Origin of the sequence: Novosphingobium fluoreni (assembly GCF_014196615.1) — a bacterium.
Taxonomy (GTDB): domain Bacteria; phylum Pseudomonadota; class Alphaproteobacteria; order Sphingomonadales; family Sphingomonadaceae; genus Novosphingobium; species Novosphingobium fluoreni.
Genome location: NZ_JACIDY010000004.1, coordinates 38,779 through 64,945 on the forward strand (window position 1 = coordinate 38,779; position 26,167 = coordinate 64,945).

Genomic DNA, 26,167 nt, shown 5'->3' on the forward strand with positions numbered 1-26,167 from the left:
TCCAAGACCTGGGCGCAACCCGTCCTCCCCTTCGATCGAGGATCTTCAATCTGCTTATATGAGCAACTCTCATGAATCGAACGCCTTAACTCTATTGATCTGGTAGTCTTTTTCCGTTCTTCAGCGTCGTGTCGGAATCCACCGGCGAATGAGGGTATCGTGATCGAGACTGCAAGGAACTGCCTTCCCGGAATGGGCCGGCGCACAAAGGTTGGCCGGATACCATCCTACGGCCGCAGCGCACGCCCATATGGTGTAATGGCCAACAGGATCTTCGGTTCGATGTCCGTGATCTCACGCCGTGCTGCCCTGGCGGCAGGGTTGGTAGTGTTTGGGTCAGTCACAAGTCACGCGTACGCCGCCGCCGAACCGGCGCTTTCAATCCCAGCTGACGGGGGGGCTGCTGAAGAAGCGAAATCAGCGTCCGCCGGTCAGGATATCGTCGTCACCGCGCGCTACAAGAACGAGACGCTGCAGACTGTGCCGATCGCCATCACCGCGCTTTCAGCGGCGCAGATCGCGGCGATCGGCGGCCAGACCAGCCTTAAGAACCTGGCGGCGTTCACGCCCAGCGTCAGCATCCAAGGCTTTAGTGGTCGCAACCAGACTATTACCATTCGCGGCCTGGGAACCAATTCGGGCGGTACCAATGATGGCCTTGATCAGGGTGTTGGCCTCTACATCGACGGGGTTTATCGGCCACGGACCGGTACCGTGCTCAACGATCTGCTGGATGTCGAAAGCGTTCAGGTGCTGCGCGGTCCGCAAGGGACGTTGTTCGGCAAGAACACGGTGGCGGGCGCCATCGACGTGCGTACCAGACTGCCCAGCTTCACGCCTGAGGTGCAAGGCGACCTGACATATGGCAACTATAACTATCGGCGCGGTCAGGTCTCGGCCTCGGGTGGCTTGACGGACACGCTGGCCCTACGGCTGAGCGGCTTGTACGCGGCGCGGGACGGGATCGTCTACAACACGTTGCAACGTAAACACTGGGACAATTACAAAAACGTTGCGGTTAAGGCCGATCTTCTGTGGCAGCCGAGCGACGCGATCAAGGTCCGCTTGATCGGGGACTATGCCCGGCAGACCGGCAACATGGGCTTCTACCTGCTGGGGCAGGTATTGCCGACGAGGCTTGCAAATGGTGCCATCGTCAAAGGCTTTTACCAGCATGCCGCCGATGTCGGCTACTCGCCGATCGAGGTGGACCCGTACAACCGCCGTACCGACATTAACGGATCACAGGCGATCAAGATGCCTAGTGGCGGTCTTACAGCTCGCGTGGATGCGACGATCGGCGGGCATACGCTGACCTCCATCACCGCCGCTCGGTTCTGGAAATGGATACCAAACTGGGATGGGGATCAGTTCGGGGCCGATATTCTGGGACAGGGTACGGTGGCAACCAATCAAAGGCAGTTCAGCCAGGAGTTGCGCCTGACATCGCCCAGCGGCGGCGCGATCGAATATACCGGCGGGCTCTATTTCTTCTGGCAGAAGGCGAAGCTCAAGCAGGAAGTTTCCTTCAAGAAGGATGCGGCAAAGTGGTACTTCGGTCCCGCTGCACCGGATGCGCTGCTAGATGGCCTCGATTCCTTCAGCTTTCTTGATCCTGCAACGCATAGTTATGCTGCGTATGGTCAGGCCACTTGGCATATCACGCCCACAACCAGCGTGACCGGCGGTCTTCGCTACACTTATGAAAAGAAAACCGGCAGCTACAACGCGGTTCAAGTGGGAACACCAGCGCCCATATCCGGCCTGCCGCTGGCCTATCAGGCGAGCGCCGCTGCGATCCGCGCGGCTTATGCGCCATCGGGTGGGGCATACGATGCCGAGCGTTCGAAGGGCACGGTGTCCTGGCTGCTCAGCGCCAACCAGGATCTAGGCGAAGACGTGCATGCTTACGTCAGTTACTCGCGCGGCTATAAGTCCGCTGGCATTAACCTGGTGCGTCGCAATGCCGGCATCAACATCTTCGTCGAGCCAGAGCAGGTCGATGCGTACGAGGCCGGCCTGAAAACGCAATTATTCGATAGGAAGGTACAGTTTAATACTGCCTTGTTCTGGACGATTGACAAGAATTATCAGGCCAATCTTTATGACGTCCTCAATCGCGTCGCTTATATCGGCAATGCTGGCAAGGTCCGCAGCCGGGGTGTGGAGGTAGATGCGCGCGCGTCGATTGGTCGTCGCCTGACCATCTCGGCATCAGGCGCGTTTACCGATGCGAAATATCTGCGATACAACAACTCGATCTGCCCGTTCCTGCTGTCGTATCAAAGTTCCTGCGATATCTCGGGGCAGAGGCTGTCCGGCACGTCGAAATGGGCGGGTGCGGTGCAGGTGCTTTACGAAGCTCCGGTGAGCGATACGCTTACCGTCTATACCTCGGCTGACGCCAGCTATCGTTCCAGCTTCTTCTCGGCGGTCAACAATGACCCGTTCACTCGGATCAAGGGTTATGCTCTGGTCGGCGCAAGCCTTGGTATCCGGCCTGACGACGGGCCGTGGGACGTGTCGATCTGGGGACGCAACCTGTTTGACAAGAACTATCTCACCACCGCCACGGTCAACGCCACCTGGGGGCTGACCCAGGTCGGGGTGGGAGAGCCGCGAACGTATGGCGCGACGCTGCGCTTCCGTTTCTGATCACCGTCTCAAGGATAGCACTATGTCGTTTCCGTCGCATGCATCTCGCCGACAAGCCCTCGCTCTGGCGGGAGCCGGGTTCCTGGCCGCGTGCACGAAGGCCGGCGCCACGACACTCGTGGTGGGCGATCAGAAAGGGGGAATCCAGGCGCTGCTCGATGCTTCCGGTCAGCTAAAGGAAATTCCGTATCGCATCGAGTGGACGCAATTTCCTAATGCCGCGCCGTTGATCGAAGCCCTGGGCGCCGGGGCGATCGATACCGGGCTCGGGGGGGATGCGCCCTTCATCTACAGCCTGCAGGCGGATGCCGGGGTGAAGGCGATTTCGGCTTTCCGCGCCAAAGGCGCTTCCACCACCGTCATGGTACCGCGAGGGTCATCCATCGCACGGTTCGATGACCTGCTGGGACGACGGGTTGCCACGCCGCGTGGCTCCATCGGGCATTATGTGTTGCTCGCCGGGCTCAAGCGTCTGAAACGTCCGTTCAACGCCATCGATATCAAGTTTCTCAATCCCAGCGATGGCCGGGCCGCACTAACCAGCGGCGCGGTTGATGCATGGGCGATCTGGGACCCTTACGCGGCCATCGGCGAGCTGAGCGACGGCATGCGCATTCTGCCGATCGACAATTCGCTGACGCCGGGATTAGCCTTTGTGTATGGCACTGACGCTTCACTCGAAAACAAGCGCCCGCTGCTAGTGGATTTCGCCAGCCGCCTCGCTGCTGCTCGCCGATGGAGCGAAGTCAATCGGGATGCATACGCGCAAATGCTAACCAGCCAGACCGGCGTGCCAATTGCCGCTACGAAGCGCTACGTCGGCCGCAGCGTCCTGGTGCCCGCTCCCATCGATGCCGGCCTTATTGCCGAAGAGCAGCAGATCGCCGACGTGTTCCACGAAGGGGGCCTGCTGACCCGGCCCATATCAGTGGCATCGCATTTCCAAACACTCTGATCCCGTACGATCCCGGAGGACTTTCCCATGACCCAGCGACAGCTGAAACTCGGCCTCGTTCCAACCGGGGTCGGTGGTCCCGGCCAGACCAATCGCTGGCGTAACCCCGAAATCCCGATCGATGCGAGCGTTAGTATCGATTGGTATATCGAGCTTGTCCGCCAGGCGGAGGCTGCCAAATTCGATTTTGTCTTCATCGTCGATAGCCAGTTCATCACGCCGGACTCGCCCCCGCACTATCTCAATCGGCTTGAGCCGCTGACGCTCTTGTCCGCGCTGGCGGTAACCACCAGCCATATCGGCCTGGTCGGTACGCTGACGACCTCTTACAACGCACCGTTCAATCTTGCCCGGCGACTTGCGTCTCTGGATTTGATCAGCAAGGGGCGAGCAGGCTGGAACGTGGTGACCAGTGGTGATGCCGGTACCGCCGGCAACTACAGCCGCGATGAGCATTTCGATTACGACACCCGGTATGGCCGCGCCTTTGAATATCTCGATGTCGTCCGCGGCCTGTGGCGCTCGTATGAGGATGACGCGATCGTGGGGGATCGGGCAAGCGGCGTGTTCCTCGACAAGAGCAAGCTTCATGCGCTCGATCACAAGGGCGAGCATTTCCAGGTAGTCGGGCCGCTCAACATCCAGCGCTCGCCACAAGGGGAGCCGGTGATCTTCCAGGCGGGCGATTCCGATCAAGGGCGCGATCTGGGCGCGAGTGTCGCCGATGCGATCTTCACTCACGCCAAGACGTTGGCGCAGGGTCAGGCATTCTACGCCGACCTCAAGGCGCGTGCCGCTGCGCGGGGCCGCAATCCAGACGAGTTGATCATCTTGCCCGGCTTTACGATCACCGTGGGAGATACCGACGATGACGCCCGAGAAATCGAGCGTGAGCAACGCCGGCTTGACCAAAGCTTCGATCAGGCGCTGGCTGAGTTCGGCCGCGCTTTCGGCTGGCACGATTTTCGGCAGTACAATCTCGACGCGCCATTCCCGGCCGAGGCCTTGGCTTATGCGGCCTCCAGCTTCTTCACCCAAGCGCAGCGGATCACGCAACTTGCCCAGGAGCGCGGCCTGACACTGCGCCAGACGGTCGAACATGCACGCGACCAGTTCACCAGCCCTTCGTTGGATCAGCGAAGACTATCGCCCGCGAGATTACGCGTTGGTTCGAGTGTCGTGCTTTGGATGGCATCAACGTCTATGTCGGGCATCCCGATCAGTTCCGCCGCTTCACAAGCGAAGTTGTCCCATTGCTGCAGGCGAGCGGCGTGTTCCGCTCCGATTACGAACATCCCACTCTGCGCCAAAATCTTGGGCTTCCGATCCCGCGAAACGTGCGAGCGAGGGCAGGACGCGAGGAACCCCGCGCACGGGCGATCGCCGGCTGATCGCCGTTTTGCCTTTCGGCATGGAGCGGGGGCTCGCACCATGTTGCAAGGTTGGTCCATCAATGGACGAATTTTATTCCGATCCCGCAGGGCAGAACTATTCTCTACTCTACAACTTGTGTATCGGGCATTTTGAAAATTGGGGGCCGCCATGAAAGTTCACGTACGCTATCTGCTCGCTTCGTCGTTGACGGCGCTGCTTACTCCCGGTCTCGTGCACGCCCAGGTCGGCGATGCTGAACGCGGCACAGCAGCCGATACCAGCGATATCATCGTCACCGGCACGCGCGTGACCGGGCGACAGCGGCTCGACACTGCTTCGCCTGTCGACGTGCTTTCGGGCGCCGCGCTGCGGTCACAAGGCACCACTGAGTTAGGGCAGGCACTTTCGAACGTCACGCCGTCGCTCGACTTCCCGCGCTCGGCAGCGGTGGACGGAACCGATTCAATCCGGCCTGCCACGCTACGGGGCCTCTCGCCCGATCAGACGCTTGTCCTGATCAATGGCATCCGCGGTCATGCTTCGGCGCTGCTCAATACGAATGGCTCGGTGGGCCGGGGTTCGGCGGCCTTCGATCTCAACACCATCCCGACCGTCGCGCTTGACCGGGTGGAGGTACTGCGCGATGGTGCCTCGGCGCAGTATGGTTCGGACGCGATCGCTGGCGTCATCAACTTGCGCCTGCGCGAAGCGCGCTCAGGCGGCGGTGCTTCTGCCAGCTACGGACAATACGAGACAAGCGTCAAAACTGCGCGACAAAGCCGCGATCGCCACGATGGTAAAACGTACAACGCCTCTGTCTGGCAGGGCTTCGGCATCGGTGAGGACGGCTTCCTGACGATTTCGGGCGACTACCTGAAGCGCGGCCACACCAGCCGCGGCGATCTTGACCGCCGGGTGACTCCCAACGCCGTGACCTCGCGCTTCGGCGATCCCGAGGTGGAGCAGTACACTGTCTTCGCCAACTTCGGCGTACCAATGAACGACGTGTGGTCCGTCTACGGCTATGCCGGGTACCAGAACCGCGACAGCACCGGCGCCGCCTTCCCCCGCCTCGCGGGCAATGCCAACAATCTCACGTCATCATTTTACCCCAACGGCTTCCTGCCCAAGATCAACGTCAAGTCGGACGACATCAACTCCGCGATTGGCATCAAGGGCGAGCTGAGCACCTGGGCAGTCGATCTCAGCGTCTCGTACGGCCGCAACGCGTTGACCTTGCACACCCGCAACTCGGTCAACTCGACCTATGGAGCGGCCTCGCCAACCGACTTCTATGACGGCAAGCTGATCTACGACCAGATCGTGGGTGGCCTGGACGTCAGCAAGAAGTTCGACTTCGCCGACGGCAACTCGCTCAACGTCGCCTGGGGCGTGGAATACCGCAACGAGGGCTTTGCCATTCGCGAAGGCCAAGTGGAGAGCTATGCGCGCGGCCCGCTCGGCGTGGCGACCTACGTCTTGCCGAACGGTGCGCTGGGCAGCACGCTGGGCAGCGGCGCGCAAGGGTTTCAGGGATTCTCGCCCGCCAATGCGCTCAGCCGCCACCGCGACAATGTGAGTGCATATCTCGACCTGGAGGCGCAGTTGGGGAAGTTGCTGCTTGGGCTGGCCGGACGTGGCGAAAGCTACTCCGACTTCGGCGAAACCGCGACAGGCAAATTTTCCGCGCGCTACGATCTGACAGACAGCTTCGCGCTGCGCGGCACCGTTTCCACCGGCTTCCGCGCGCCATCGCTGCAACAGCAGTACTACACGCTGACGCAGCCGCAAGTCACGAATATCAACGGGGCCGCAGCAGTCGTGGATATCGGCACGTTCCCATCTACCAGTCCGGTGGCGACGGCGCTGGGTGGCAAACCGTTGGATGCTGAAAAGTCGTTCAACCTGTCTGGCGGCTTTGTCTTTCGCTCGGGCGGGTTCGACCTGACGGTTGACGCCTATCGTATCAAGCTGCGCGACCAGCTTGCCTTGTCGGACAACCTGGGTACGGGCGTGAACTCCAGCCCGGCAATCACCGCGTTGCTGCGACCGTTCAACGTCAGCGCGGCGCGCTTCTTCGTGAACGGCCTTCGTTCTACCACCAAGGGCATCGACCTTGTTGCGCACTACCGCCTGGTGACAGGCGCGGCGGGCAACTTCGACATTACCGTAGCGGGCAACCTCAATGACGTGAAGCTGACCCGCGTTCCCACCGGTACCGGCACCATCACGGTCCCGGCGCTGTTCGGCCAGCAGCGCATCGTCAGCATCGAGGACGGTACCCCCGGCGAGAAGCTGACGGGGCAGCTTGACTGGAGTAAGTCCGGCTTCGGCGGCTTGGTGCGCGCCACCTACTACGGCAGCGTCACGCAGCCTGCCTCCAGTCTAGTGGACTATGTGGAAACCGGCAAGCACGTCATCGTAGACGCTGAATTGCGCGCGCCTTTGTTGAGGAAGTCGAACGTGGCGATCGGCGTCAACAACCTGTTCGACGTCTATCCCGATCGGGTGCCGGACAGCAACGTTATCAACTACAACAACGGCGGCACAGCGTTCCCGTATTACTCGCCGTTCGGCTTTAACGGCCGCTTCCTTTATGCGCGCGTAAATCTTGCTTGGTGATGTCTCGGGTAGGAGACGGGGCAGCCTTGTCTCGTCTCCCGGCGTTTTCATTACCATGAACCGGAAATTGAAATGACGGCATCGAACCCCGCCCGTCTGCCTGTCGCCATCGTAGGCGCGGGCTTCAGCGGCACGCTGCTGGCGGTCAACCTTATCCGCCAGGGCGTTGAAGTCATTATCGTCGAGCGTGACGAGCGGCAATTGGCTAAGGGGCTGGCTTTCGGTACCCGCCGGCCCGAGCATCTGCTGAACGTACGGGCTGCGAACATGAGCGCATTTCCCGACGATCTCGGGCATTTCGTGCGCTGGATGGGCTTTTCGGATCGCGATCAAGCTAACCGCTTCGTACCGCGCCTGGCCTACGGCCATTACTTGCGAGAGTTGTTGCTGGGCGCTCTCGCATCGGCTCCGGGACGCGCCCAGATCGTGCAGGGCGAGGCAGTCGGTGCGGCGGTCGCTCCGGATCAAGTCAAGCTGACACTCGCGAGTGGCAGGCGCGTCGATTGCCGCGCGCTGGTGCTGGCGCTGGGCAATTTTCCGCCCGCACCCCTGCCGCCATTAACTGCGGTTACGCCGCCCCTGCATTTCGCTGATCCTTGGATGCCGGGCGTGCTCGATGGTTTGGACGGTCTCGACCATATTGTCCTGCTCGGTAGTGGTCTCACTGCAGCCGACATGATTGTCTCGCTTGACCGTTCCGGCTTCAGGGGGCGGATCACCGTGCTCTCGCGCCGCGGCCTGAAGCCGCGTGCTCACGCCGAAGTAGGCCCCACCGTCACCCCGGTCACCGAGCCGCAAGCCAGGGGATCGTGGCTGCTGCGCTCGGTTCGCGACCGCGCCAAGGAGATCGGATGGCGCGCCGCTATTGATGAGTTGCGCCCCCACACGCAGCATCTCTGGCGACGGCACGACGCACTCGCGCAACGCCGCTTTCTTCGCCATGCGCGGCCCTATTGGGATGTGCACCGCCACCGTCTGGCGCCCGACGTCGCCATTCAGTTGCAGGCGCTGGAGGAAGAGCGGCGGCTGCTCTTCAGCGCGGGCAAGCTATGCCGTGCCGCGCCGCGTGATGACCGCTTGCACCTGCAATGGCGGCCGCGTGGCCAGACTGAAGTGCACAGCCTTGTCGCGGATCGTGTTATCAACTGCACCGGGCCGGAAGGGGCGATTACGGGTTCCGATCATCCGTTGATTTGCAATCTGGCGGCTCAGGGGCTGATCCGCGCTGATGCGCACCAACTCGGCCTCGACGTCGAACAGTCGGGCCGGGTGCGCGACGCTGACGGCAATCCACAGGACCGGCTGCGTGCGGTGGGGCCGATCACCAAGGGCGAGGCGTGGGAGATCGTGGCGGTGCCCGACATCCGCCGTCAGGTATGGGACCTGGCCCGCTATCTTGGAAATACGCACTGGGTCGGCGGCGAGGGACTGTAAGCCTGCGTCGTGTAGGCGCAGGCTTCAAATTTCGAGTTAAAAGCGCAGGAAAAGGGCTGGTGCGGCACCGACTGGGTCTTTCGGTGGATCCCTCCTCTACGATCAGGCAGCGGCCTTGCGTGCCACTTCCGGAAGGTGATCCAGGACCTCATTGCTCTCGGTGCGCGATAGCCAGTCAGGGCTGATATCCAGCCACCGCACTTCGCCACCGCGATCGAGGATCAGCACCGCCGGTTGGGTCATCTCGTAACTGTCAGTGCCCAGCGTCTTGCCGATCCAGTCTTCCCCCGGTGCTACCTGAGGGCGATCATGGGGCAGGAACGTGATGCCCAGTTCCCGGCTCAAAGCATAGTTCGGATCGGTGGCGACGGTGAACGTTAAGCCATGCCGATTGATGATGCCGCGATCCACCGGAGTTTGGGCGCTCACCGCCACCATGGGAATACCGGCGGCGCGCAGGCTCGGCCACAGTGTCTCGTTGTAATAAGGCAAAGCGATGTTGCAGGCGGGACAGCCGCCGAAGCGGAAGAACACCAGCACCGCCGGTCCGCCTGCGGTCAGCGTGTCTCGCGTCAAATCGCGCCCATCCTGATCGATCAAGGCGAACGGCGCGATGACAGTACCTGGCTGGGGATGTGCTGCCGGCTCGTGGCTTGCGACCAAAGCCTGTCGCTGCCGAGCGTTACCCGCCAGTTGCTCAGGCTTCCAGGTCTGCTCGCGTTCTGCCTGAAGGCGTGCAAAACGTTCGCGCAGCGAAATGTGGCTCATCTTGGGGCTCCTTCTTACGAGGGAGAGGCTAGGCGTGATGTAGCTCCTGCGGACAATGAGAACCGGCTCGTAAATCATTGATCTTTGCAATAAGCGATAATCCTCGGCTTATTGCGGCCTTACAACGCGGCGACCGTCTCACGCGTCAGTTCGGCGAGACGGCCGGTGGCGTGGGACAATGACGGCGCTGTCTGCAGAATGCAGGACACTTTGGGCAGCGGCATATCAGGCAAGTCGATCGGCTCATCGTGCGAGAACAGATGAGTGCGGCAGGTGACTCCTAGCCCTGCCGATACCGCCGCCCTTAGCGTGGTGAGGTTTGGGGTCTCCACGGTGATGCGATAGGGCCTGCCTGCATCCTTCAGCGTACGGATGGCGGCTTCCCGAAAACGGCACGGCGGCTCCAATACGGCGAGCGGCACCGTCGGATCGGCGAGCAGTTCTTGTCTGCCGTACCACGCCATCGGCGCAATGGTGATGGCGTTCGGATCGTTATTGGCGGCAAAGCCCAGGACGATGTCCAACTGGCGCGTATCCAGCATGGCAAGCAAGTCGGCCGTTCCAGCGACGCGGGCGTAAATCTGCGCCTCGGGATGCAGTTCGGCGAACCGCGCCAGCAGACCCGATAGCAGTGTCTCCGCAAAATCCTGAACCATGCCGATCCGCGCGGGACCGGCATATTGACCCGCACTGACAGCGTTCACGGCTTCGTCATGCAAAGCCAGCACTTTGCGGGCATAGTCCAACATCAGATCACCTGCCGGGGTGAGGGAAAGCCGCCGGCCTTCACGATGAAATAGTGCCTGCTGCAGCAATTCCTCCAGGCGTTTGATCTGGAGGCTGAGCGCGGACTGCGTGATAAAGACTTTTTCCGATGCGTTCAGCATAGAGCCGGAATCGACGATCGCCACGAAACCGCGCAGCAGATTGGTCGGTAGATTAACAGGCATCGCGCGGGCCCTGACGTCAGAGAAAGAGATCAATTGCGCGTTCCTCGTGCAACATAGCTCATACTCAATCAAAGTAGTAGATATAACGCCGTCGATAGCAAATCTATCGAGGAATGCCGTGGTCGGCTCGCCCCGTTTCACCCTCAGCTTGTCGGCGCCTTCAAACGCTCTTCCCCCATCCAAAGGCGACATATGAGGTTTCCTGATAGGAAAGGGCTAATAACTCAATTGCCGAGGTAGAGATAATCTGTTGCCATGTGAGCATGACAGCAATCACAACGACAGGACGTTTCGCCCCAGTTTTCAGCGGTATGGGTCGATCACGATGGATATCCCCGGTGGCTCTTTTGGTCTTGTGGGAAATCGCATCGCGTAGTGGTACCATTCCTCAGCGCACACTCGCCGCGCCCTCGGCGGTGCTCACCACCATGTTTCAGATGATCGCGAGTGGTGAGTTGCCCGGCAATCTAGCCGTCTCCGCGTTGCGTGTGATATCCGGGTTAGCGATCGGGGTCACCGCCGGCCTGATCCTTGCACTGGTTTCTGGTCTTTCGCGGGCGGGCGAGGTGACGGTTGATCCACTCATGCAGATCAAGCGCACCATACCCACGCTGGCGTTGACGCCGCTGTTTATCGTCTGGTTCGGGATTGGTGAAACACCCAAGATCGCACTGATCGCGTTCGCTTCGATCTTTCCTATCTACCTCAATTTGTATAGCGGCATCCGCGCCGTCGATGTCCGCCTGATCGAGGGTGCGCGCAGCTTCGGCCTCAGCCGGTTCGAACTGATCTGGCACGTCATTCTGCCAGGGGCACTGCCCTCCTTGCTGGTCGGCCTGCGCTATTCCCTGTCGGTCGCCATTTTGGTGCTGGTGGTAGCCGAGCAGATCAACGCATCGGCAGGGCTTGGCTATCTCATCAACAACGCCCGTGATTTCATGCGCACCGACATCATCGTTGTGTGCCTGATGGTCTACGCCGTGCTGGGCCTGGGTGCCGATTGGCTTGTCCGGATCATTGAGCAACGCGCCTTGGTCTGGCGCCCAAGCAACGTCGCCTCGTGACTGCACCTAACCAAATTAAAGGAAGACACATGGACGCGCGCCTTTCTTTTCAAGCTGATCGTCACCCCGCTGACCGAGGCCAAAATAGTCTGCGAGCGGTTCCCGAGCCGATCGTGAGGCTTACGAACTTCACCCGCGCTTTTGGCGATAACGTCATCATCTCTGATCTGGACCTTGAAATTGGCAAGGGTGAGTTCGTTGTCCTGCTTGGCCGGTCGGGATCGGGCAAGACAACGCTGCTACGCACGCTCGCCGGACTGGACGATGCCACGGGCCAATCGGTGCGGATACCAGGCTCGCGCGCAGTCGTTTTCCAGGATGCCCGCCTGCTGCCTTGGAAGAAGGTTTGGCGCAATGTTGCATTAGGGCTTCGCGGCTTGACCGGGCTTGTTCGCGACAAGGCGGAGCGGGCTTTGCACGAAGTCGGTCTCGGCCACCGCCTCGATGCCTGGCCGCTGACGCTTTCAGGCGGCGAGGCGCAGCGCGTGGCTCTTGCGCGCGCACTGGTGCGTGAGCCGGAATTGCTGCTGCTGGACGAGCCGTTCTCCGCGCTGGATGCCCTGACGCGGCTGAAAATGCATGAGTTGACGTTGGCCCTATGGCAGGCCCATCGCCCGGCTGTGCTGATGGTGACGCACGATGTCGACGAGGCGATCGCCCTTGCAGACCGTGTCCTCGTACTCGATCAGGGCCGTATCGTAACACAGGAACGGATCACGGCGCCGAGGGGCGAGCGTTCAGACGTGGCTCGCGGTCTGCGGCAGCGGTTGCTCAGCGCCCTGGGCAGCGGGGCGGAGCACGCGAGCGTGATCCCGTTTCGACAAAGCCATGAGGCCTTCGCATGAATATGGCGGCCAGGATAGTGGTGCAGCCGCGGCTGGAACGGTTGCGCGGTTTCGTGACCAGCTTTGCCGAATTGCTCAACACCGGTAGTCGCGAAGAAGAAATCCTGGAAGCCGGCGGCGCGCTGCTTGCCGGCCTGGTTTCGCGTGACGACTGGTTGCCCGATGAATACGCGCGGCCATCATCCGATGGGTATCGCCAATACCTGCTTCACTGCGACAGTCGCGAGCGTTTCAGCGTCGTTTCGTTCGTGTGGGGGCCGGGGCAGGGCACCCCCATCCATGACCACCGCGTCTGGGGCCTGGTCGGTGTGCTGCGCGGGGCCGAGCAGGTAGAGACGTTCCGCCACCGCCATGATGGCGAACTCGAGCAATTCGGCGCAGCGGATTACCTGGATGAGGGCGAGGTGGATGCCTTCAGCCCGCGCACGGGCGATATCCATCGCGTTTCTAATGCCCGCCCGCACGAGCCGTCGATCTCGATTCATGTGTATGGCGGCAACATCGGCGCAGTGGAGCGGGCCACCTACGATCTGCAAGGCAATTCCAAGCGCTTCATCTCCGGCTACGCGAACACCACCCAGCCGAACATATGGGACCGATCGAAATGAGCGTCCTACCTGCCGCCATTCGCGCCGCGCTGCTTGCCCGAGACGAAATCGCTCTGATCGACGTGCGTGAGGAAGCCGATTTCGCCAGGGGACACCCCCTGTTTGCCGCCCAGCTTCCCGTTCGCCGCATCGACGAGGAGGCCGAATGGCGTCTTCCGCGCAAAGACGTGTTTATCGTGGTCTATGATGACGGCGAAGGCCTGGCGCAGCGGGCAGTCACGCAATTTCGGACACTCGGCTTCGCTCATGTCGATGTGCTGGCCGGTGGTCTGGCGGGATGGCGCGATGCTGGGTACGAATTGTTCGAAGATGTGAATTCCTACTCCAAGGCGTTCGGTGAACTTGTCGAGCATCGCCGCCATACGCCTTCGTTGGCCGCCCCGCAGGTGCAGGCGCTGATCGACGAAGATGCCGATATCACCATTCTCGATGCGCGTCGCTTCGACGAATACGCCACCATGAGCATCCCGAGCGGACGCAGCGTTCCTGGTGCCGAGCTAGTTTTGCGCGCACCCATCGCCGCGCCCGACCCAGCCACTACGATCATCGTCAACTGCGCGGGGCGCACGCGTAGCATCATCGGGACCCAGTCGCTAATCAATGCCGGGTTGCCCAATCCCATATATGCGCTGCGTAATGGCACGATCGGCTGGACGCTCGCCGGGCAACGGCTCGCTACCGGCCAGCAGGAAAGCGTTGCCGAATTCGCCGACGACGACGCGCAAATCGCCCAAGTCCGTGCACGCGATGTCGCCTACCGGGCTGGCGTGCGCCGGATTGATGCCGAAGGACTGCAGCATATCCGGGCGGAGACCGCGCGAACGCTTTACTGCTTCGATGTGCGCCAGCCCGAAGCCTTCGCTGCCGGCCATCTTCCCGGATTTCGCAAGGCGCCCGGCGGTCAGCTTGTGCAGGAAACCGATCATTTCGCGCCGGTGCGCGGCGCCCGCATCGTTTTGGCCGACGACCTCGGCTCACGCGCGGACATGACCGCGTCATGGCTCGCACAGATGGGCTGGGAAGTGCTGGTTCTTGAACACGCCCTCGACGGTCCATTGGAATATGGAAGCGATGGCGCGCCCACGCCGCGTGGGCCGGAGGGTCGCTACAAGCGGCCATACGAGGGAACCGACAACCCCGAGGCGGCGATGCAGGCCTATCTCGACTGGGAATACGGTCTGGTCGATCAGCTGGCTCGCGACGGCACTCACGGCTTCTTCGTCATCTGAAATCCTAAGGTTCTTGCCATTTCAAGGAGGACATCATGTCCGTCAAATTCATCGGCTACATTGGCTTCAACAACACTTCCGAAGTGCACAGCGGCGTGCGTCAGAGGGCGCTCGATATCGATTATGTCAACGCCGCCGCGAAGGCGCAGGAAGCGGGTGGCTTCGATCGCGTACTGATACCGTTCGGCTCCAACTCGCCGGAAAGCCAGCTCGTCGCTGCGCACGCCGCCGCGATCACCACCCGGCTTGGCTTTCTGGTGGCGCATCGGCCCGGCTTTACGCAGCCGACGCTTGCGGCGCGCCAGCTGGCGACCTTGGATCAGCTTTCCGGCGGCCGGGTCGCGGTACACATCATCACCGGTGGCGCTGACGACGAAATGGCGCGCGACGGGGACGTCGGGGTTTCCAAGGCAGAGCGCTACGCCCGTACCGACGAGTATCTTGATATCTTGCGTCAGGAATGGACCGCCGCCGAACCGTTCGATCACAAAGGCCGCTGGTACGAAGCGCGTGGCGCGCACAGTTTGATCAAGCCGCAAAACCTGCCGGTATTCTTCGGCGGCTCATCACCAGAAGCGATCGAGGTCGCCGGGCGGCACGCCGACGTCTATGCCTTGTGGGGCGAAACCATTGAGCAGGTTCAAGATGCCGTGCGGCAAGTGCGGCGCTCGGCGCAAAGGTTCGGCCGCGATCCCGGCTTTTCGCTCTCGCTGCGGCCTGTAATCGCTGATACGGAGGAAGCGGCGTGGAAGAAGGCCGATGACATCGTCGAGCAGGTGCGCGCCAACCGTGAGGCGGCTGGTCTGCCCATAAGCGGCCATCGCCCCGCAAATGCCGGATCACTGCGTCTGCTGGAGACCGCGCAGGCCGGGCGGCGCGATACGCGTTTGTGGACTGGCGTTGCTGCGCTGACCGGCGCGCAGGGCAACAGCACGGGCCTGGTTGGCACGCCGGAGCAGGTCGCGGCTGGCATGTTGGACTATTACGACATCGGTATCGACCATTTCCTGATCCGCGGCTTCGAGCCGCTGGACGATGCCGTTGATTACGGGCGGGAACTGATCCCCCTTGTCCGCGCCAAAGTTGCTGAACGTGAAGGCAGGCCTATTGCCCTTGCAGGATGAGCGTCATCTTGTATCAAATCAGGGCGATTTTGATTACACCCTTCAGATTTTGATTGTCTTCTCATCCGCCCCGTATCGGCAGTTCTGATTGAAGCTGAATCGCGCTAGTTTGAGCACGGTCAGGTCTACTCAACTGGTTGACTATCCGGCAAGCCAAGCATGCTCACAACTAATAGAGGTGCGTTTCGAAGATTACAGGCGACAGTACCCTATGATGGGTCTGTCGCCTGCCTGATTCCTCAGAACTTATATGACACTTCCATGCCGTAAGTCCGTGGTTCGCCAAATGTGCTCGAGAGGTAGCCGGCCTCGCGATAGATACCGATCACACCGACCCGATACCATTTGTTGGTGACGTTGTTGGCGAAGGCGGCGACACCCAGCCCGGTTCCGCCGATGTTGTCGATACCGGCGCGCAGATTGACGAGCGCGTAGGCCTTCTGCCGCCCCTGCTCGTCATTCTTGTCGAGCCAAACGCCGCTACGATAGGCGAGGCTGGCGTTCAGCGATAGATCGCCCACTTCCTGAATGGTGGAGGTGTAATTCGCGTTGAGGCCCAACTGATGCTTGGACGCTCCGACCAGTTCGTATTCGAACTGCTGCCGCCCCTTGGTGATGTCGACGTTGACGTAGGCGTAAGCGAGCGTGACGTTGAAAGGGCCGGATGTGAGCGTCGCATCGAACTCACCGCCATAATTCTTCTGCGCTGCGGTGTTCTCGATGATGGTCGTCACGTTGCCGGCGGCGTCGATGCCGGAAGTCTGCTTCTGGACGTTTTTGTAATCCTGGTAGAAGAGCGCCAGCGCCGTTGACAGAGTGGGCCCACCAAGATCGAACCGGTTCTTCAGGCCGACCTCATATTCCTGCACATTCTCCGGATTGAACGGCGCAAGCTCGGCATCCGACGTCGCGCGTAGCGAGAAGCCGCCCGCGCGGAAGCCCTTCCGAGTTGAAACGTAGGCGGTGATGTCTTCGGTCGGCTGGTACTGCAGCGTGACATCCCAGGTCAGCGCGTTCCACGAGCGGCTGTTTGTGCGGCTACACGCATTGAACGGAAGCGGGGTGCCGCTGGGATCGCGGAAGAGGCAGACGCCAAGCGCAGGAAGACTTGGGCTGACCGTCGCGCGGCGCTTGTCGTCGGTGTAGCGCAGGCCCGCGGACAACTGGAGCTTGTCTGAAAAGCGATAGGTGCCCGCCAGATAACCGGCAATTGCCTCTGCACGACCGGTTCCGCCAAGCTGGTTGCGGAACAGGATAGCGGGGGTCGAGAGCGGCAGGCCCGATCCGACGATCGCCAGCTCCGGGAATTGCTGCGAGGTCGATCCGTCAGAGCCTTTTTCCAGGAAATAATAGGCACCGGCCACAAATGTGAGCTTGTTGTCGAGTACGTCCCCCTGAAGCTGCAGCTCCTCGCTGAACTGCTGAATGCGTTTGAACTGGTTGGATTGGATCAATATGGCCGGGACGCCATCCAAGTCCTGGAAGGTGTTTGTGTTGAGCTTGCGATATCCGAAGACGTTCTTGATTGTGAGATCGCCGATCGGAATCGAGGTCCGGTTGCTGATGCCGTAGTTTTTGATGAACTCCGACGGCTTGCGGCCATACGCGTCCAGGTTGCCGCCATCGCCCAGCCCCTGATCGATCTGTTGCCGCCCGAACGTCTGCTGGCGTGCGAACTGGGCTACGGGATCGGGCACGGGAAAGCCGAAGCCACGCAACGCGGCATAGCCGGCGATCGCCGGGGCGGTTGGGTCGATCGCGGTCGGGTAGAGAGCAGATCCGTGGGTCTTGCTGCGCACCCAATCGAAGATCGTGATTGACTCAATGTCTCCTGGGTTCAGTAGCAGCGAGGCGCGGAAGGAGTCGAAATTCTGGTCGTCATAGTCGCGGCCGTCGCTGATGTCGGTGGTGAAGCCCTTGCGCTCGCGGGTCTTGCCGGCGACCCGCAAGGCCGCCCAGTCGGTGATTGGCAGGTTGACCATGCCGTAAAGGTCGCGCAGGCGATAATTGCCGATTTGGCCGCGTAGCTCGCCCTCCACCTTGTCGGTCGGGCGGTTGGGTTCTACCAGCACGGCGCCGCCGGTCATGTTGCGGCCGAACAGCGTGCCCTGAACGCCCTTCAGCACCTGAACCGACTGAAGATCGTAAAGCGAGAAGCCAAAGCCAGCGGTGCGGGCCTGCAGCACTTCCGCGAAATAGGCGCCGACCGGTGCGTCGGTAAGGAGTTGGGACTCGTTCGTCCGCTGGCCACGCAGCGAGAGCGAGAAGACGTTGCGGCTGGTACCCGACGTTGTAACGTTTAGCGCGGGGGCGACGGCTTGGAGTGAACCGATATCGGTGGCGCCAGCATCGACCAACTTGCTGCCGGAAACCGCAGTGATCGAGATCGGCACATTTTGAAGAGATTCCGCACGACGCCGTGCGGTAACGACGATGTCGCCACTTGCGGGTGCGGACGTCTGTTCCGGAGCTGGTGCCGCGTCCTGGGCATGGGCGATTGATGATAGGCCTATGGCCTGAATTGACGCAAACAACAGCAAGCCAAAACGCTTCATGCCACTTCTCTCCCTTTTACCGGCCGCCGTGATATCGCTTCCCGGTCGCCAAAATCAGGTCGGATCGTACCATCCGATTGAGGATATTCAATCCGCGCTAGACAAGGAATGCCATCGTTTGCTGCCTTGATCGTGGCTGCGATATAGTCGCGGGGGAGCATCGAATAACAGATCAGCGCTGACGGCTTTTTCCCTATCGCTAACCGCGCTCAGTCATGGGCACAGCCAATCGCGGCCGCATGAAGCAACTTTTGCTCAAAACACATACAATTACCTATCTCACCACGTGTTTGGCTTGGTGGCATCATGGAAACATATGACAAACTCAGCATCCCCGCGCCCTACTGTTGCGGGGGAAACGCTGGCTGCATCCGGCGACGGATAGCGAAGCCGGCCCATGAGGATCGACGGGAGCAAGCCAGGCTGCACGCGCTAGCTTAAAGTCAGAACTGAGAACTACAATCGCCTAAGTTTCACCGTGAAATGGCCGGACGGGGACTTCGTCGCAGATGCGATTAATCGTGACAGTGGCGACATGATCCGTATTTGACCTTGCAGAAGTGGCTATATCTCGCTCTCATCCTCTCGACGACACCCCGATGCAAAAGTTCTGCCGGTACGCCAAGGGGAGAGGATTGTGAAAGAATGCCTTGGCCTGCTATCGCAGGAATAGGTCGTGTTTTGCTGCGTTGGGCGATCTTGTTGTTTTTAACAACCTGCTGGAAGACGCAGAGCATCACCCTCCTTCGCCCATGGCACAATAACTCCGACGCTGCCCGTCGGGACACTCTCGACAATAGGGCGCTTTGATGGTCACGCTTCGCACAAGGCGCTCGGTTTGCGCGTCTAATCAAAACATTAGCGAGAGCGACCTTGGCATCAGTCTGCATAACCGAGTTGAGCAAGAGGTTCGGGGCGATCAACGTGCTGCACCCTATCGATCTTGCGATAGAGGAGGGCGAGTTCGTTGTCATCGTCGGGCCATCAGGTTGCGGCAAATCTACCTTGCTGCGCTTGATCGCTGGCCTGGTGGGGCCCACCGGTGGCCGCGTTTTCATCGATGGTCGCGACGTGACCGATGCCCCGCCGGCGGAGAGAGGCCTGGGGATGGTATTTCAGTCCTACGCGCTTTACCCGCACCTTACGGTAGAAGAGAATATCGCTTTTCCGCTGAAGGTACAGCGGCTTGGCAAGGCGGAGGTGCGATCACGCGTCGCCGCTGTCGCCGAGGCGCTCGACCTCGATGCTCTGCTGAAGCGGCGGCCGGCGGCATTGTCGGGTGGCCAGCGTCAGCGGGTGTCGATTGCCAGAGCCATCGTGCGCGAACCGCGCGTGCTGCTGCTCGACGAGCCCTTGTCCAACCTCGATGCCGAACTGCGCGTCAGGATGCGTCATGAATTCGCGCGGCTGCATGGGCGTTTGGGTGCGACGATGGTCTATGTCACGCACGATCAGCTTGAGGCCATGACGCTGGCCAATCGCATCGTGGTCATGAGTGCGGGCAGGATCGAGCAGGTCGGAGCACCGCTGGAGCTTTACACGGAGCCGGCGACACTGGCGGTGGCGCGGGCGATCGGCTCTCCGGGCATGAACCTGATCGCCGCGGTGCTCGAAGCGATAGACGAGCGCGGTATCAGCCTTCGCTTACCGGAAGGCAAGACCTTACGAGCCGATGTGCGCGCCACGCCTGATCTCCTTGGCGCCCCCGTTACGGTGGGTGTGCGGCCCGAGCACTTGATCGCTGACGAGCATGGCCCCTTCCAGGGCGCGGTGGAACTGTTCGAGCGCCTTGGCCCGCTCTCGTTCGTGCACTTGGGGGCAAGAGGTGATATCGGAACGGTCGTCGCTCAGCTGCCCGGCGATCAGGTCGTCTCGCTGGGCGAGACACTACGCTTCGGCGTGCCGCCGCAGCAGGTCCATGTGTTCGATGCGCAAGGGTGCGCGTTGCTGCGCATCAGCCCTTGACGCTGCCGCCAAGCAGGCCGCTGATGTAGAAGCGCTGCAGGGGCAGGAAGATCAGCAGCACCGGCAGGGTGGTGACGACAGAGGCAGCCATCATCAGTTCGCCGTCGGCCGCATGTTCGCGCACGATCGCGCCGACCGCGACTGGAAGGGTGTATTTGCTCTGGTCGGTGAGGATGATCAGCGGCCAGAGGAAATCGTTCCAGCTGCCCAGGAACAGGAACAGCGCCAGCGTGACGGTGATCGGAGCCAGCAGCGGCAGCACGATGGACCGGAATATCCTCGCCTCGCTGGCTCCATCCAGGCGCGCCGCATCAAGCATCTCGTCTGGGATGGCGAGGGCGGATTGACGCACGAACAGGATCGCAAAAATACCGGCGAGACCCGGCAGGATCACGCCAGCGAAGCTGTTGACCAGCCCGAGTTCCTTGAACAGCAGGAACAGCGGCAGCATCGCGACTTGTCCCGGCACCACCAATCCGGCGATCAGCAGCTTCAATAGCCGCTCGCGTCCGGTGAAACGCAGCTTCGCAAATGCGTATCCGGCCGGGACGGTCAGCAGCAGGCCCAGCACCGTCGCGATCACAGCGATGAGCAGGCTGTTGCCGAGCGCGGGCAGCACGCGATAGTCGAACCATGCACCGTCGATCTCACGCCGGACGAGGAGCTCGTAGTAATTCTCGCCAGACCACCGTTCGGGCCAGAACGGCGGCGGAAAGTGGCTCGAAGCTCCCCGTGGCATGAACGAGACGGTGACCATCCAGACAAGCGGGATCAGCGTGACCGCCGTCAGCAAGGCGACAAGCCCGTTGGCGACGATCGCGCGGATGCGGCGGCGCTGTATCAAAGCCACTGGTTCCGCTTGCCAATCCGGGTCTCCACGAAAGTGATCGCCAGGATGAGGATGAACAGGATCAGCGCCACAGCGGAGGCCTGGCCCAGGTTCCACCATTTGAACCCCTCGTCGAACATGAAGTAAAGCACCGTGACGGTGCTCTGCGCCGGGCCTCCCAGGGTCATGACATAGGGCTCGGCGAAGATCTGCAGGAAGCCTGCCACGCTCATCACGGAGGCCAGCAGCAGTGTCGGCCCGATCGCCGGCAAGGTAACATGGCGAAAGCGCCCCCAGCGAGACGCACCGTCGAGCCGGGCGGCCTCCATCAGGTCTTGCGGCACGGAGGACAGCGCGGCGGTGAAGACGATCATGTTGTAACCGAAGATCTTCCAGGTCACGAACAGCAGGATCGCCGGGATCGAGGCATGGGGATCGCCGAGCCAGTCGACCGGGGGCAGGCTCAGCCAACCCAGCGCGTAGTTGATGAGGCCGAAGCGCGTGTTGAGCAAAAACCGCCAGACCACCGCTGTCGCTACTACGCTGGTGACATAGGGGGCAAACAGCGCCACCCGCCACAGCGGCTTCCATCGTACCGTGGTATCGTGCAGCAAGAGCGCCGCGCCCAGCGATGCACCGATCGCCATCGGCACGCCGAGCGCGGCGAACAGGGCGGTGTTCGCCAGCGCCCGCCAGAACAATGCGGTGCGCAAAAGCTCCGCGAAGTTACCCAGGCCGACGAAGCGCACATTGCTCCAGTCCGCCAGCGCATAGATGCTGTAGTCGGTGAGGCTGAGCGCCAGGGCGAGGGTTACCGGCAGCACCAGCATCGCAGCGATAATCGCCAGCACCGGCGCGGTGAACAGCCAGGCAGTGCGTTCCTGGCGGGTCATACGATGCGCCCGGCCTCTACCAGCGCGCGACGCTTGGCGAGTATCTGATCGATGCGGTCATCGATGGTGGCGAGCGCCTGCGGGATGGTCAGAAGCCCACGCACGACGCGCTCGGCGACAAGCTGCACTTCGATCTGGATCCGTTCCCACTCGATGATCTTGGGCGCCATCGCGGGTTCGCGCATCTGCTCGGCGAAGGGCCGCAGCACCGGCGCCTGGAGTTGCGGCGAAGCCCAGGCACTTGCCCGGGCGGGCAGGTTACCGATCAACTGCTGAAAACGCAGTTCGCTGGTGGCCGAGGTCAGATGCCGAACCAATGCCCAAGCGGCTTTTGGACGCGCCGTGGCGGCGCTGACCGCCACGTTCGAAGCAATCATCGCAGCAGGTCCCGGGCCGTTCGGACCCGCGAGCCTCGCCACCGCCCAGCGGTCCGCCGGGATCTCCGCGCGGCGGCGATGCAGGTCGAGCAGCAGTGTCGGCCAGCTTGGCCACACGGCATATCGCCCCTGCGCGAAGGCCGCGAAGGGGTCCTGCACTTCCGTCGATAGGGCGCGGGGGGCCAGGTTTTCGGTGAACAGCGAAAGGTAGAATGCGAAGGCGGCCTCTGCCGCTGCCGAACGGAAGTTGCCGCGCGTGTTATGGTCGCGCAGCATCGACGCGCCGGTCTGGTAGAGCATCGAGAACAGCGTGTCGGGCCAGTTCAGCAGGGTTAGGAACACGAACTCGTCCGGGCGGCGGCGCTTGATCGTGCGGCCCATCTCGCGCCATGCGTTCCAGCTTGTCGGCATGCTGGCGTAACCGGCGTCCTGCAGCAGATCGCGGCGGTAGAATTGAACCTGGGGCGCGGCCGCCCATGGAACGGCCCAGTTTTTGCCTTCTACTTGCGCAAGGGCGAGGGCGGCGGGGACGATATCCGTCACCAGATCGGGCGAGGGTACCGGCGCGAGCGCACCGATCGTCGCGAACTCGCCGATCCAGCCGGAGGGCAGCATGAACACGTCTGGCAACACGCCGCCAGCGTATGCGGTGAGCATCTTTTCGTGAGCCGCGGTGGATGGCACCGATTGCACATCGACTTCGATACCGGTCGCGGCGGTGAAGGCGGGCATCAGGTGGGGGGAGTAATCGCCCTCATAGCTGGTCGCCCAAAACCGCAGCGGCGGGGAGGCCGGTTTTGATCCGCAAGAGGTAGCCGCCATTGCGGTGGCGCCTACGAGAACGCTCCTGCGCGTCAGGTGCTCGCCGCGATAATCTCCCCATACCCCCATGATTCCTTATGACCGTACGCGCGACAACGCGCCAGTTGCCCAAGGGGTCTATTGTAACAAGTTGTAAGCTCGCGTTTTTCGCGTCAAACGGCAGGAACACAAGCCGGACGAAGCAGGGGTGCTGAGGGCAATGAATAAGACATCGACGATGCGCCGGGCGCTGCTCTCAGGTTGTGCCGTGATCCTGGCAGGATCGCCTGCGATCGCACAGGAAACGTTGCAGGACGCGGGGCAGGGCACGACCCGGAACACGGAAGATGCGATCGTCGTCACAGGATCGCGCATCCGACGGCCCGACTATGCCGCGCCAAACCCCATTGTCTCGTCGACGCCGCCTCGATCGCACAGTCCGGCAACACCAACGTCACCACCTTCCTCCAGCGGGTGCCAGCGCTTACCAACTCGTTGGACAGCACGCGCACGGCAGGCAACTCGCAGGCAGACGGCGCTCTGGGCCAGGTTGGCCTGAACCTGCTCGATCTGCGTGGCCTTGGCACCAATCGCAGTTTGGTTCTGGTGAATGGCCGCCGCCACGTGGCCAGCCAGCCAGACAGCGCCGCAGTTGACATCAATACTATTCCAACCGACCTGATCGAGCGGGTCGACGTGCTGACCGGTGCGGCGTCGGCGGTGTATGGTGCCGATGGCGTTTCCGGCGTCGTCAACTTCGTCCTGCGTCGCAACTTCGATGGCATCTCCGCCCGCGCGCAAATTGGCATCTCCGAGCAAGGGGACGCGGGCAATCGCTTCGCCTCGATCATCGCCGGCCGCAACTTTGCCGATGGCCGCGCCAATCTGACAGTCGCTTACGAGTACAATGCCGATGACCCACTCGCGAACGACGCTCGCAAGTATCTGCGCAGCGCCAATCGCGCGAACTTCGTCAACCTGAACGGCTATGATCCGTCGAAGGCCGGCAGCTATCAGAAGGGGCCACTGCGCGATATTCGCTACCCGGACAGCTCTACCTACGGAATCGTCGATATCGCGGGCGTGCGATATCGGGGAGACGGGCGGATCTACACACCAGGAACTGTGCTTGAGAACGACGGCTACTCGACCGGCGGGGACGATACGCCGGTGGCCGGCTACATTGGCGACATCTATCCCAAAACCGAGCGCCATGCCGTCAATCTACTCGGCCGGTTCGAAGCATCGGAGGCCTTCAAGGTCAGCGTCGAAGGCAAGTTCGTGCAGAGTACCGTGCGCACGTTCGCCGGGTACGGCGGCAACTATCCCGCCACCGTCACGCTGGACAATCCGTTTATCCCGGCCAGCATCCTGGCGGCGGCCCAGCAGGCCGGGCTGACCGCGATCGACATTAGCCGCAACAATTTCGATATTCCGCGCCGCGGCGAGGAGGATCGCCGGCGGACCTACCGCGGCGTCATCGACGTGACCGGAAAAATATCCGACCATGCCACATACGATGCCTATTATACTTACGGACGCACCGACGTTCGCGCGACCAAGCTGAACGACCGGCTGAGCGACCGCTTTACCGCCGCGCTTGACGCCGTGCGCGATCCCGCGACCGGGCGGATCGTTTGTCGTTCCGCGGCGGCGCGCGCGGCAGGCTGCGTGCCCGTCAACACCTTCGGCGCAAACACCGTCGACCCGGCATCCTACGACTATTATCTATTCGATCCCGTCAGCAATGCCCGTCTAGAACAGCATGTCGCCAACGCATCGATAAGCGGCGACTTCGGCTCCTTGTTCCAGCTACCCGGTGGCCCCGTTCAGTTCGCATTCGGCGGTGAGTACCGGCGCGAATCCAGTCGCTTCCGGCCCGCGCAGGAATTGCTTGACAACGTCTTCTACCAATATGACGAGTACGTCATCCCAACCCCGTCAAGCGGCAAATTTGACGTGTGGGAGGCGTTCGGCGAGTTGAACCTGCCATTGTTCAAAGACCGGCCTTTTGCGCACCTGCTGTCGGTCGGCGCAGCGGGGCGTTATTCCGATTATTCAACGGTCGGCAGCACCAGGACATACCAGTTCAACGGCGTATGGGCTCCTGTAGAGCAAGTCACCTTGCGCGGGTCTTACGGCCAGTCCGTCCGTGCGCCCAACATCGCCGAAGTGTTCCGCCCACGCACGGGAGACAGCGATTTCGTAACCGACCCGTGCTATCTCGGCAATCGTGGCGATGGCACGCAGTACCGTGCGGCAAACTGCGCGGCGCTGATCGGATCGGCTGGCGGTGATGCGGCCAACTTCACCAGCGCCAACAACCCTAACGCCAACATCAACATTCCCGGCGCTCGACAGGGCAATGCCAACCTCAAGGCTGAGACTGCACGCACCTGGACTGCTGGCCTGGTCCTGCGGCCGCTACCCCGTCTGCAGATCGCGCTGGACTGGTACGACATCCGCATCAAGGACGCGATCAACACCGCCAACGCCTCCACGGTCGCCGCGTTGTGCGTGGATCAGCCAACCACCGATAACCCTTTCTGCGATGCGATCAGCCGGCAGGCGGGCAGCGGCTATATCGACAGTTACATCGTCCAGCCCGAGAACGTCGCCGCATTCCGAACCGCCGGCCTGGAATTGAACGCTGCATACCAGGTTGACACGGCCAATCTCGGCACCTTCGATATGCGGCTCGTCGGCGGCTATTTGCACCGGCTGGAGCAGATCCCGACCATCGGCGCCGATGTTCAGGATAATCGCGACCGCCCGTTCAGGCCCAAGTACAACCTTACCTTTTCTCCAAGCTGGACGTTGGGCGCGCTGACCGTGAACTACAACTTGCGCTGGCAGAATGGCGTGCGCCGGTTCGAGCGGGTCGCCACCGACGGCAATCCGAGCTATGTCGATCCGCAGTACTTCCGCTTCAAGGAATTGTGGCAGCACGACATTCGAGCACAATACCAGGTCGGGGATGCCTTCGCTTTCTACGCAGGTGTGAACAACTGCACCAATCAGACGCCGGACATCGGTTTTGAAACGAACGTGCCGATTTCGCCCGTAGGCCGCTACTTTTATGCCGGAGCCAAGATGACGCTGGGCAGCCGTCGGTAAGG

At 61.6% G+C, this 26,167-nt stretch carries 18 protein-coding genes; 12 read left to right on the top strand and 6 right to left on the bottom strand.

The features are described 5' to 3' along the window. The first annotated feature begins 282 nt into the window (after nucleotides 1–282). The 5 genes from GGR39_RS09395 to GGR39_RS09415 all read left to right on the top strand — a co-directional run bounded on the left by GGR39_RS09395 (nucleotide 283) and on the right by GGR39_RS09415 (nucleotide 9,040). Entirely contained in the window at nucleotides 283–2,655 is a 2,373-nt protein-coding gene (locus GGR39_RS09395; RefSeq protein ID WP_183616906.1) for a TonB-dependent receptor, read from the top strand. Nucleotides 2,656–2,677: 22 nt separating this feature from the next. Further along, a complete protein-coding gene (locus tag GGR39_RS09400; protein WP_183616907.1) occupies nucleotides 2,678–3,610 on the top strand; it encodes an ABC transporter substrate-binding protein in 933 nt (310 codons plus the stop codon). 27 nt (nucleotides 3,611–3,637) lie between these two features. Next, the gene (locus tag GGR39_RS09405) at nucleotides 3,638–5,137 is read left to right on the top strand and encodes an NtaA/DmoA family FMN-dependent monooxygenase (RefSeq protein WP_343055845.1); all 1,500 of its coding nucleotides are present in this window, start codon (nucleotides 3,638–3,640) and stop codon (nucleotides 5,135–5,137) included. A gap of 15 nt (nucleotides 5,138–5,152) precedes the next feature. Beyond that, a complete protein-coding gene (locus GGR39_RS09410) occupies nucleotides 5,153–7,606 on the top strand; it encodes a TonB-dependent receptor plug domain-containing protein (protein ID WP_183616908.1) in 2,454 nt (817 codons plus the stop codon). Between the two features lie 72 nt (nucleotides 7,607–7,678). Further along, complete coding sequence (locus GGR39_RS09415; RefSeq protein ID WP_183616909.1) at nucleotides 7,679–9,040, top strand: FAD/NAD(P)-binding protein; 1,362 nt, start codon at nucleotides 7,679–7,681, stop codon at nucleotides 9,038–9,040. A gap of 102 nt (nucleotides 9,041–9,142) precedes the next feature. Here GGR39_RS09415 and GGR39_RS09420 read toward each other — a convergent pair whose 3' ends face one another. Both GGR39_RS09420 and GGR39_RS09425 read right to left on the bottom strand, forming a co-directional pair. After that, nucleotides 9,143–9,808 carry a peroxiredoxin-like family protein gene (locus GGR39_RS09420; protein ID WP_183616910.1) on the bottom strand — a complete coding sequence of 222 codons (666 nt, stop codon included), beginning with the start codon at nucleotides 9,806–9,808 and terminating at the stop codon, nucleotides 9,143–9,145. A gap of 119 nt (nucleotides 9,809–9,927) precedes the next feature. Next, nucleotides 9,928–10,758 (bottom strand): LysR substrate-binding domain-containing protein, encoded by an 831-nt coding sequence (locus tag GGR39_RS09425; RefSeq protein WP_183616911.1) that lies wholly within the window; start codon nucleotides 10,756–10,758, stop codon nucleotides 9,928–9,930. Between the two features lie 263 nt (nucleotides 10,759–11,021). Between GGR39_RS09425 and GGR39_RS09430 the strand changes: the two genes are divergently transcribed. The 5 genes from GGR39_RS09430 to GGR39_RS09450 are packed head-to-tail and all read left to right on the top strand — an operon-like array spanning nucleotide 11,022 to nucleotide 15,628. Continuing rightward, the gene (locus GGR39_RS09430) at nucleotides 11,022–11,822 is read left to right on the top strand and encodes an ABC transporter permease (RefSeq protein WP_183617106.1); all 801 of its coding nucleotides are present in this window, start codon (nucleotides 11,022–11,024) and stop codon (nucleotides 11,820–11,822) included. 29 nt (nucleotides 11,823–11,851) lie between these two features. After that, nucleotides 11,852–12,667, top strand: coding sequence for an ABC transporter ATP-binding protein (locus GGR39_RS09435; RefSeq protein ID WP_183616912.1), 816 nt, complete (start codon nucleotides 11,852–11,854; stop codon nucleotides 12,665–12,667). Further along, complete coding sequence (locus GGR39_RS09440; protein ID WP_183616913.1) at nucleotides 12,664–13,275, top strand: cysteine dioxygenase family protein; 612 nt, start codon at nucleotides 12,664–12,666, stop codon at nucleotides 13,273–13,275. Before GGR39_RS09435 ends, GGR39_RS09440 begins: the two co-directional genes overlap by 4 nt. Beyond that, nucleotides 13,272–14,504, top strand: a complete 1,233-nt coding sequence (locus GGR39_RS09445; protein WP_183616914.1) for a rhodanese-like domain-containing protein — start codon at nucleotides 13,272–13,274, stop codon at nucleotides 14,502–14,504. Before GGR39_RS09440 ends, GGR39_RS09445 begins: the two co-directional genes overlap by 4 nt. Before the next feature lie 35 nt (nucleotides 14,505–14,539). Next, a complete protein-coding gene (locus tag GGR39_RS09450) occupies nucleotides 14,540–15,628 on the top strand; it encodes an LLM class flavin-dependent oxidoreductase (protein ID WP_183616915.1) in 1,089 nt (362 codons plus the stop codon). A gap of 239 nt (nucleotides 15,629–15,867) precedes the next feature. On the opposite strand, the gene GGR39_RS09455 is transcribed toward GGR39_RS09450, so the two are convergent. Continuing rightward, nucleotides 15,868–18,183: a TonB-dependent receptor gene (locus tag GGR39_RS09455; protein WP_058737275.1), complete on the bottom strand. Its 2,316-nt coding sequence runs from the start codon at nucleotides 18,181–18,183 to the stop codon at nucleotides 15,868–15,870. Nucleotides 18,184–19,080: 897 nt separating this feature from the next. Between GGR39_RS09455 and GGR39_RS09460 the strand changes: the two genes are divergently transcribed. Beyond that, complete coding sequence (locus tag GGR39_RS09460) at nucleotides 19,081–20,148, top strand: ABC transporter ATP-binding protein (protein ID WP_246388596.1); 1,068 nt, start codon at nucleotides 19,081–19,083, stop codon at nucleotides 20,146–20,148. Here the strand turns inward: GGR39_RS09460 and GGR39_RS09465 are convergent. From GGR39_RS09465 to GGR39_RS09475, 3 genes are read right to left on the bottom strand one after another with little or no spacing between them, the layout of a single operon-like run. Then, nucleotides 20,138–20,998, bottom strand: coding sequence for a carbohydrate ABC transporter permease (locus GGR39_RS09465; RefSeq protein WP_343055846.1), 861 nt, complete (start codon nucleotides 20,996–20,998; stop codon nucleotides 20,138–20,140). The two genes, GGR39_RS09460 and GGR39_RS09465, sit on opposite strands and share 11 nt — an antisense overlap. Continuing rightward, nucleotides 20,989–21,870 (bottom strand): carbohydrate ABC transporter permease, encoded by an 882-nt coding sequence (locus tag GGR39_RS09470; RefSeq protein ID WP_183616917.1) that lies wholly within the window; start codon nucleotides 21,868–21,870, stop codon nucleotides 20,989–20,991. Before GGR39_RS09470 ends, GGR39_RS09465 begins: the two co-directional genes overlap by 10 nt. Continuing rightward, nucleotides 21,867–23,069 carry an extracellular solute-binding protein gene (locus GGR39_RS09475; protein ID WP_183616918.1) on the bottom strand — a complete coding sequence of 401 codons (1,203 nt, stop codon included), beginning with the start codon at nucleotides 23,067–23,069 and terminating at the stop codon, nucleotides 21,867–21,869. Before GGR39_RS09475 ends, GGR39_RS09470 begins: the two co-directional genes overlap by 4 nt. Before the next feature lie 453 nt (nucleotides 23,070–23,522). Here GGR39_RS09475 and GGR39_RS09480 point away from each other — a divergent pair, with 453 nt between their 5' ends. Further along, a complete protein-coding gene (locus GGR39_RS09480) occupies nucleotides 23,523–26,165 on the top strand; it encodes a TonB-dependent receptor domain-containing protein (protein WP_343055847.1) in 2,643 nt (880 codons plus the stop codon). Nucleotides 26,166–26,167 lie beyond the last annotated feature (2 nt).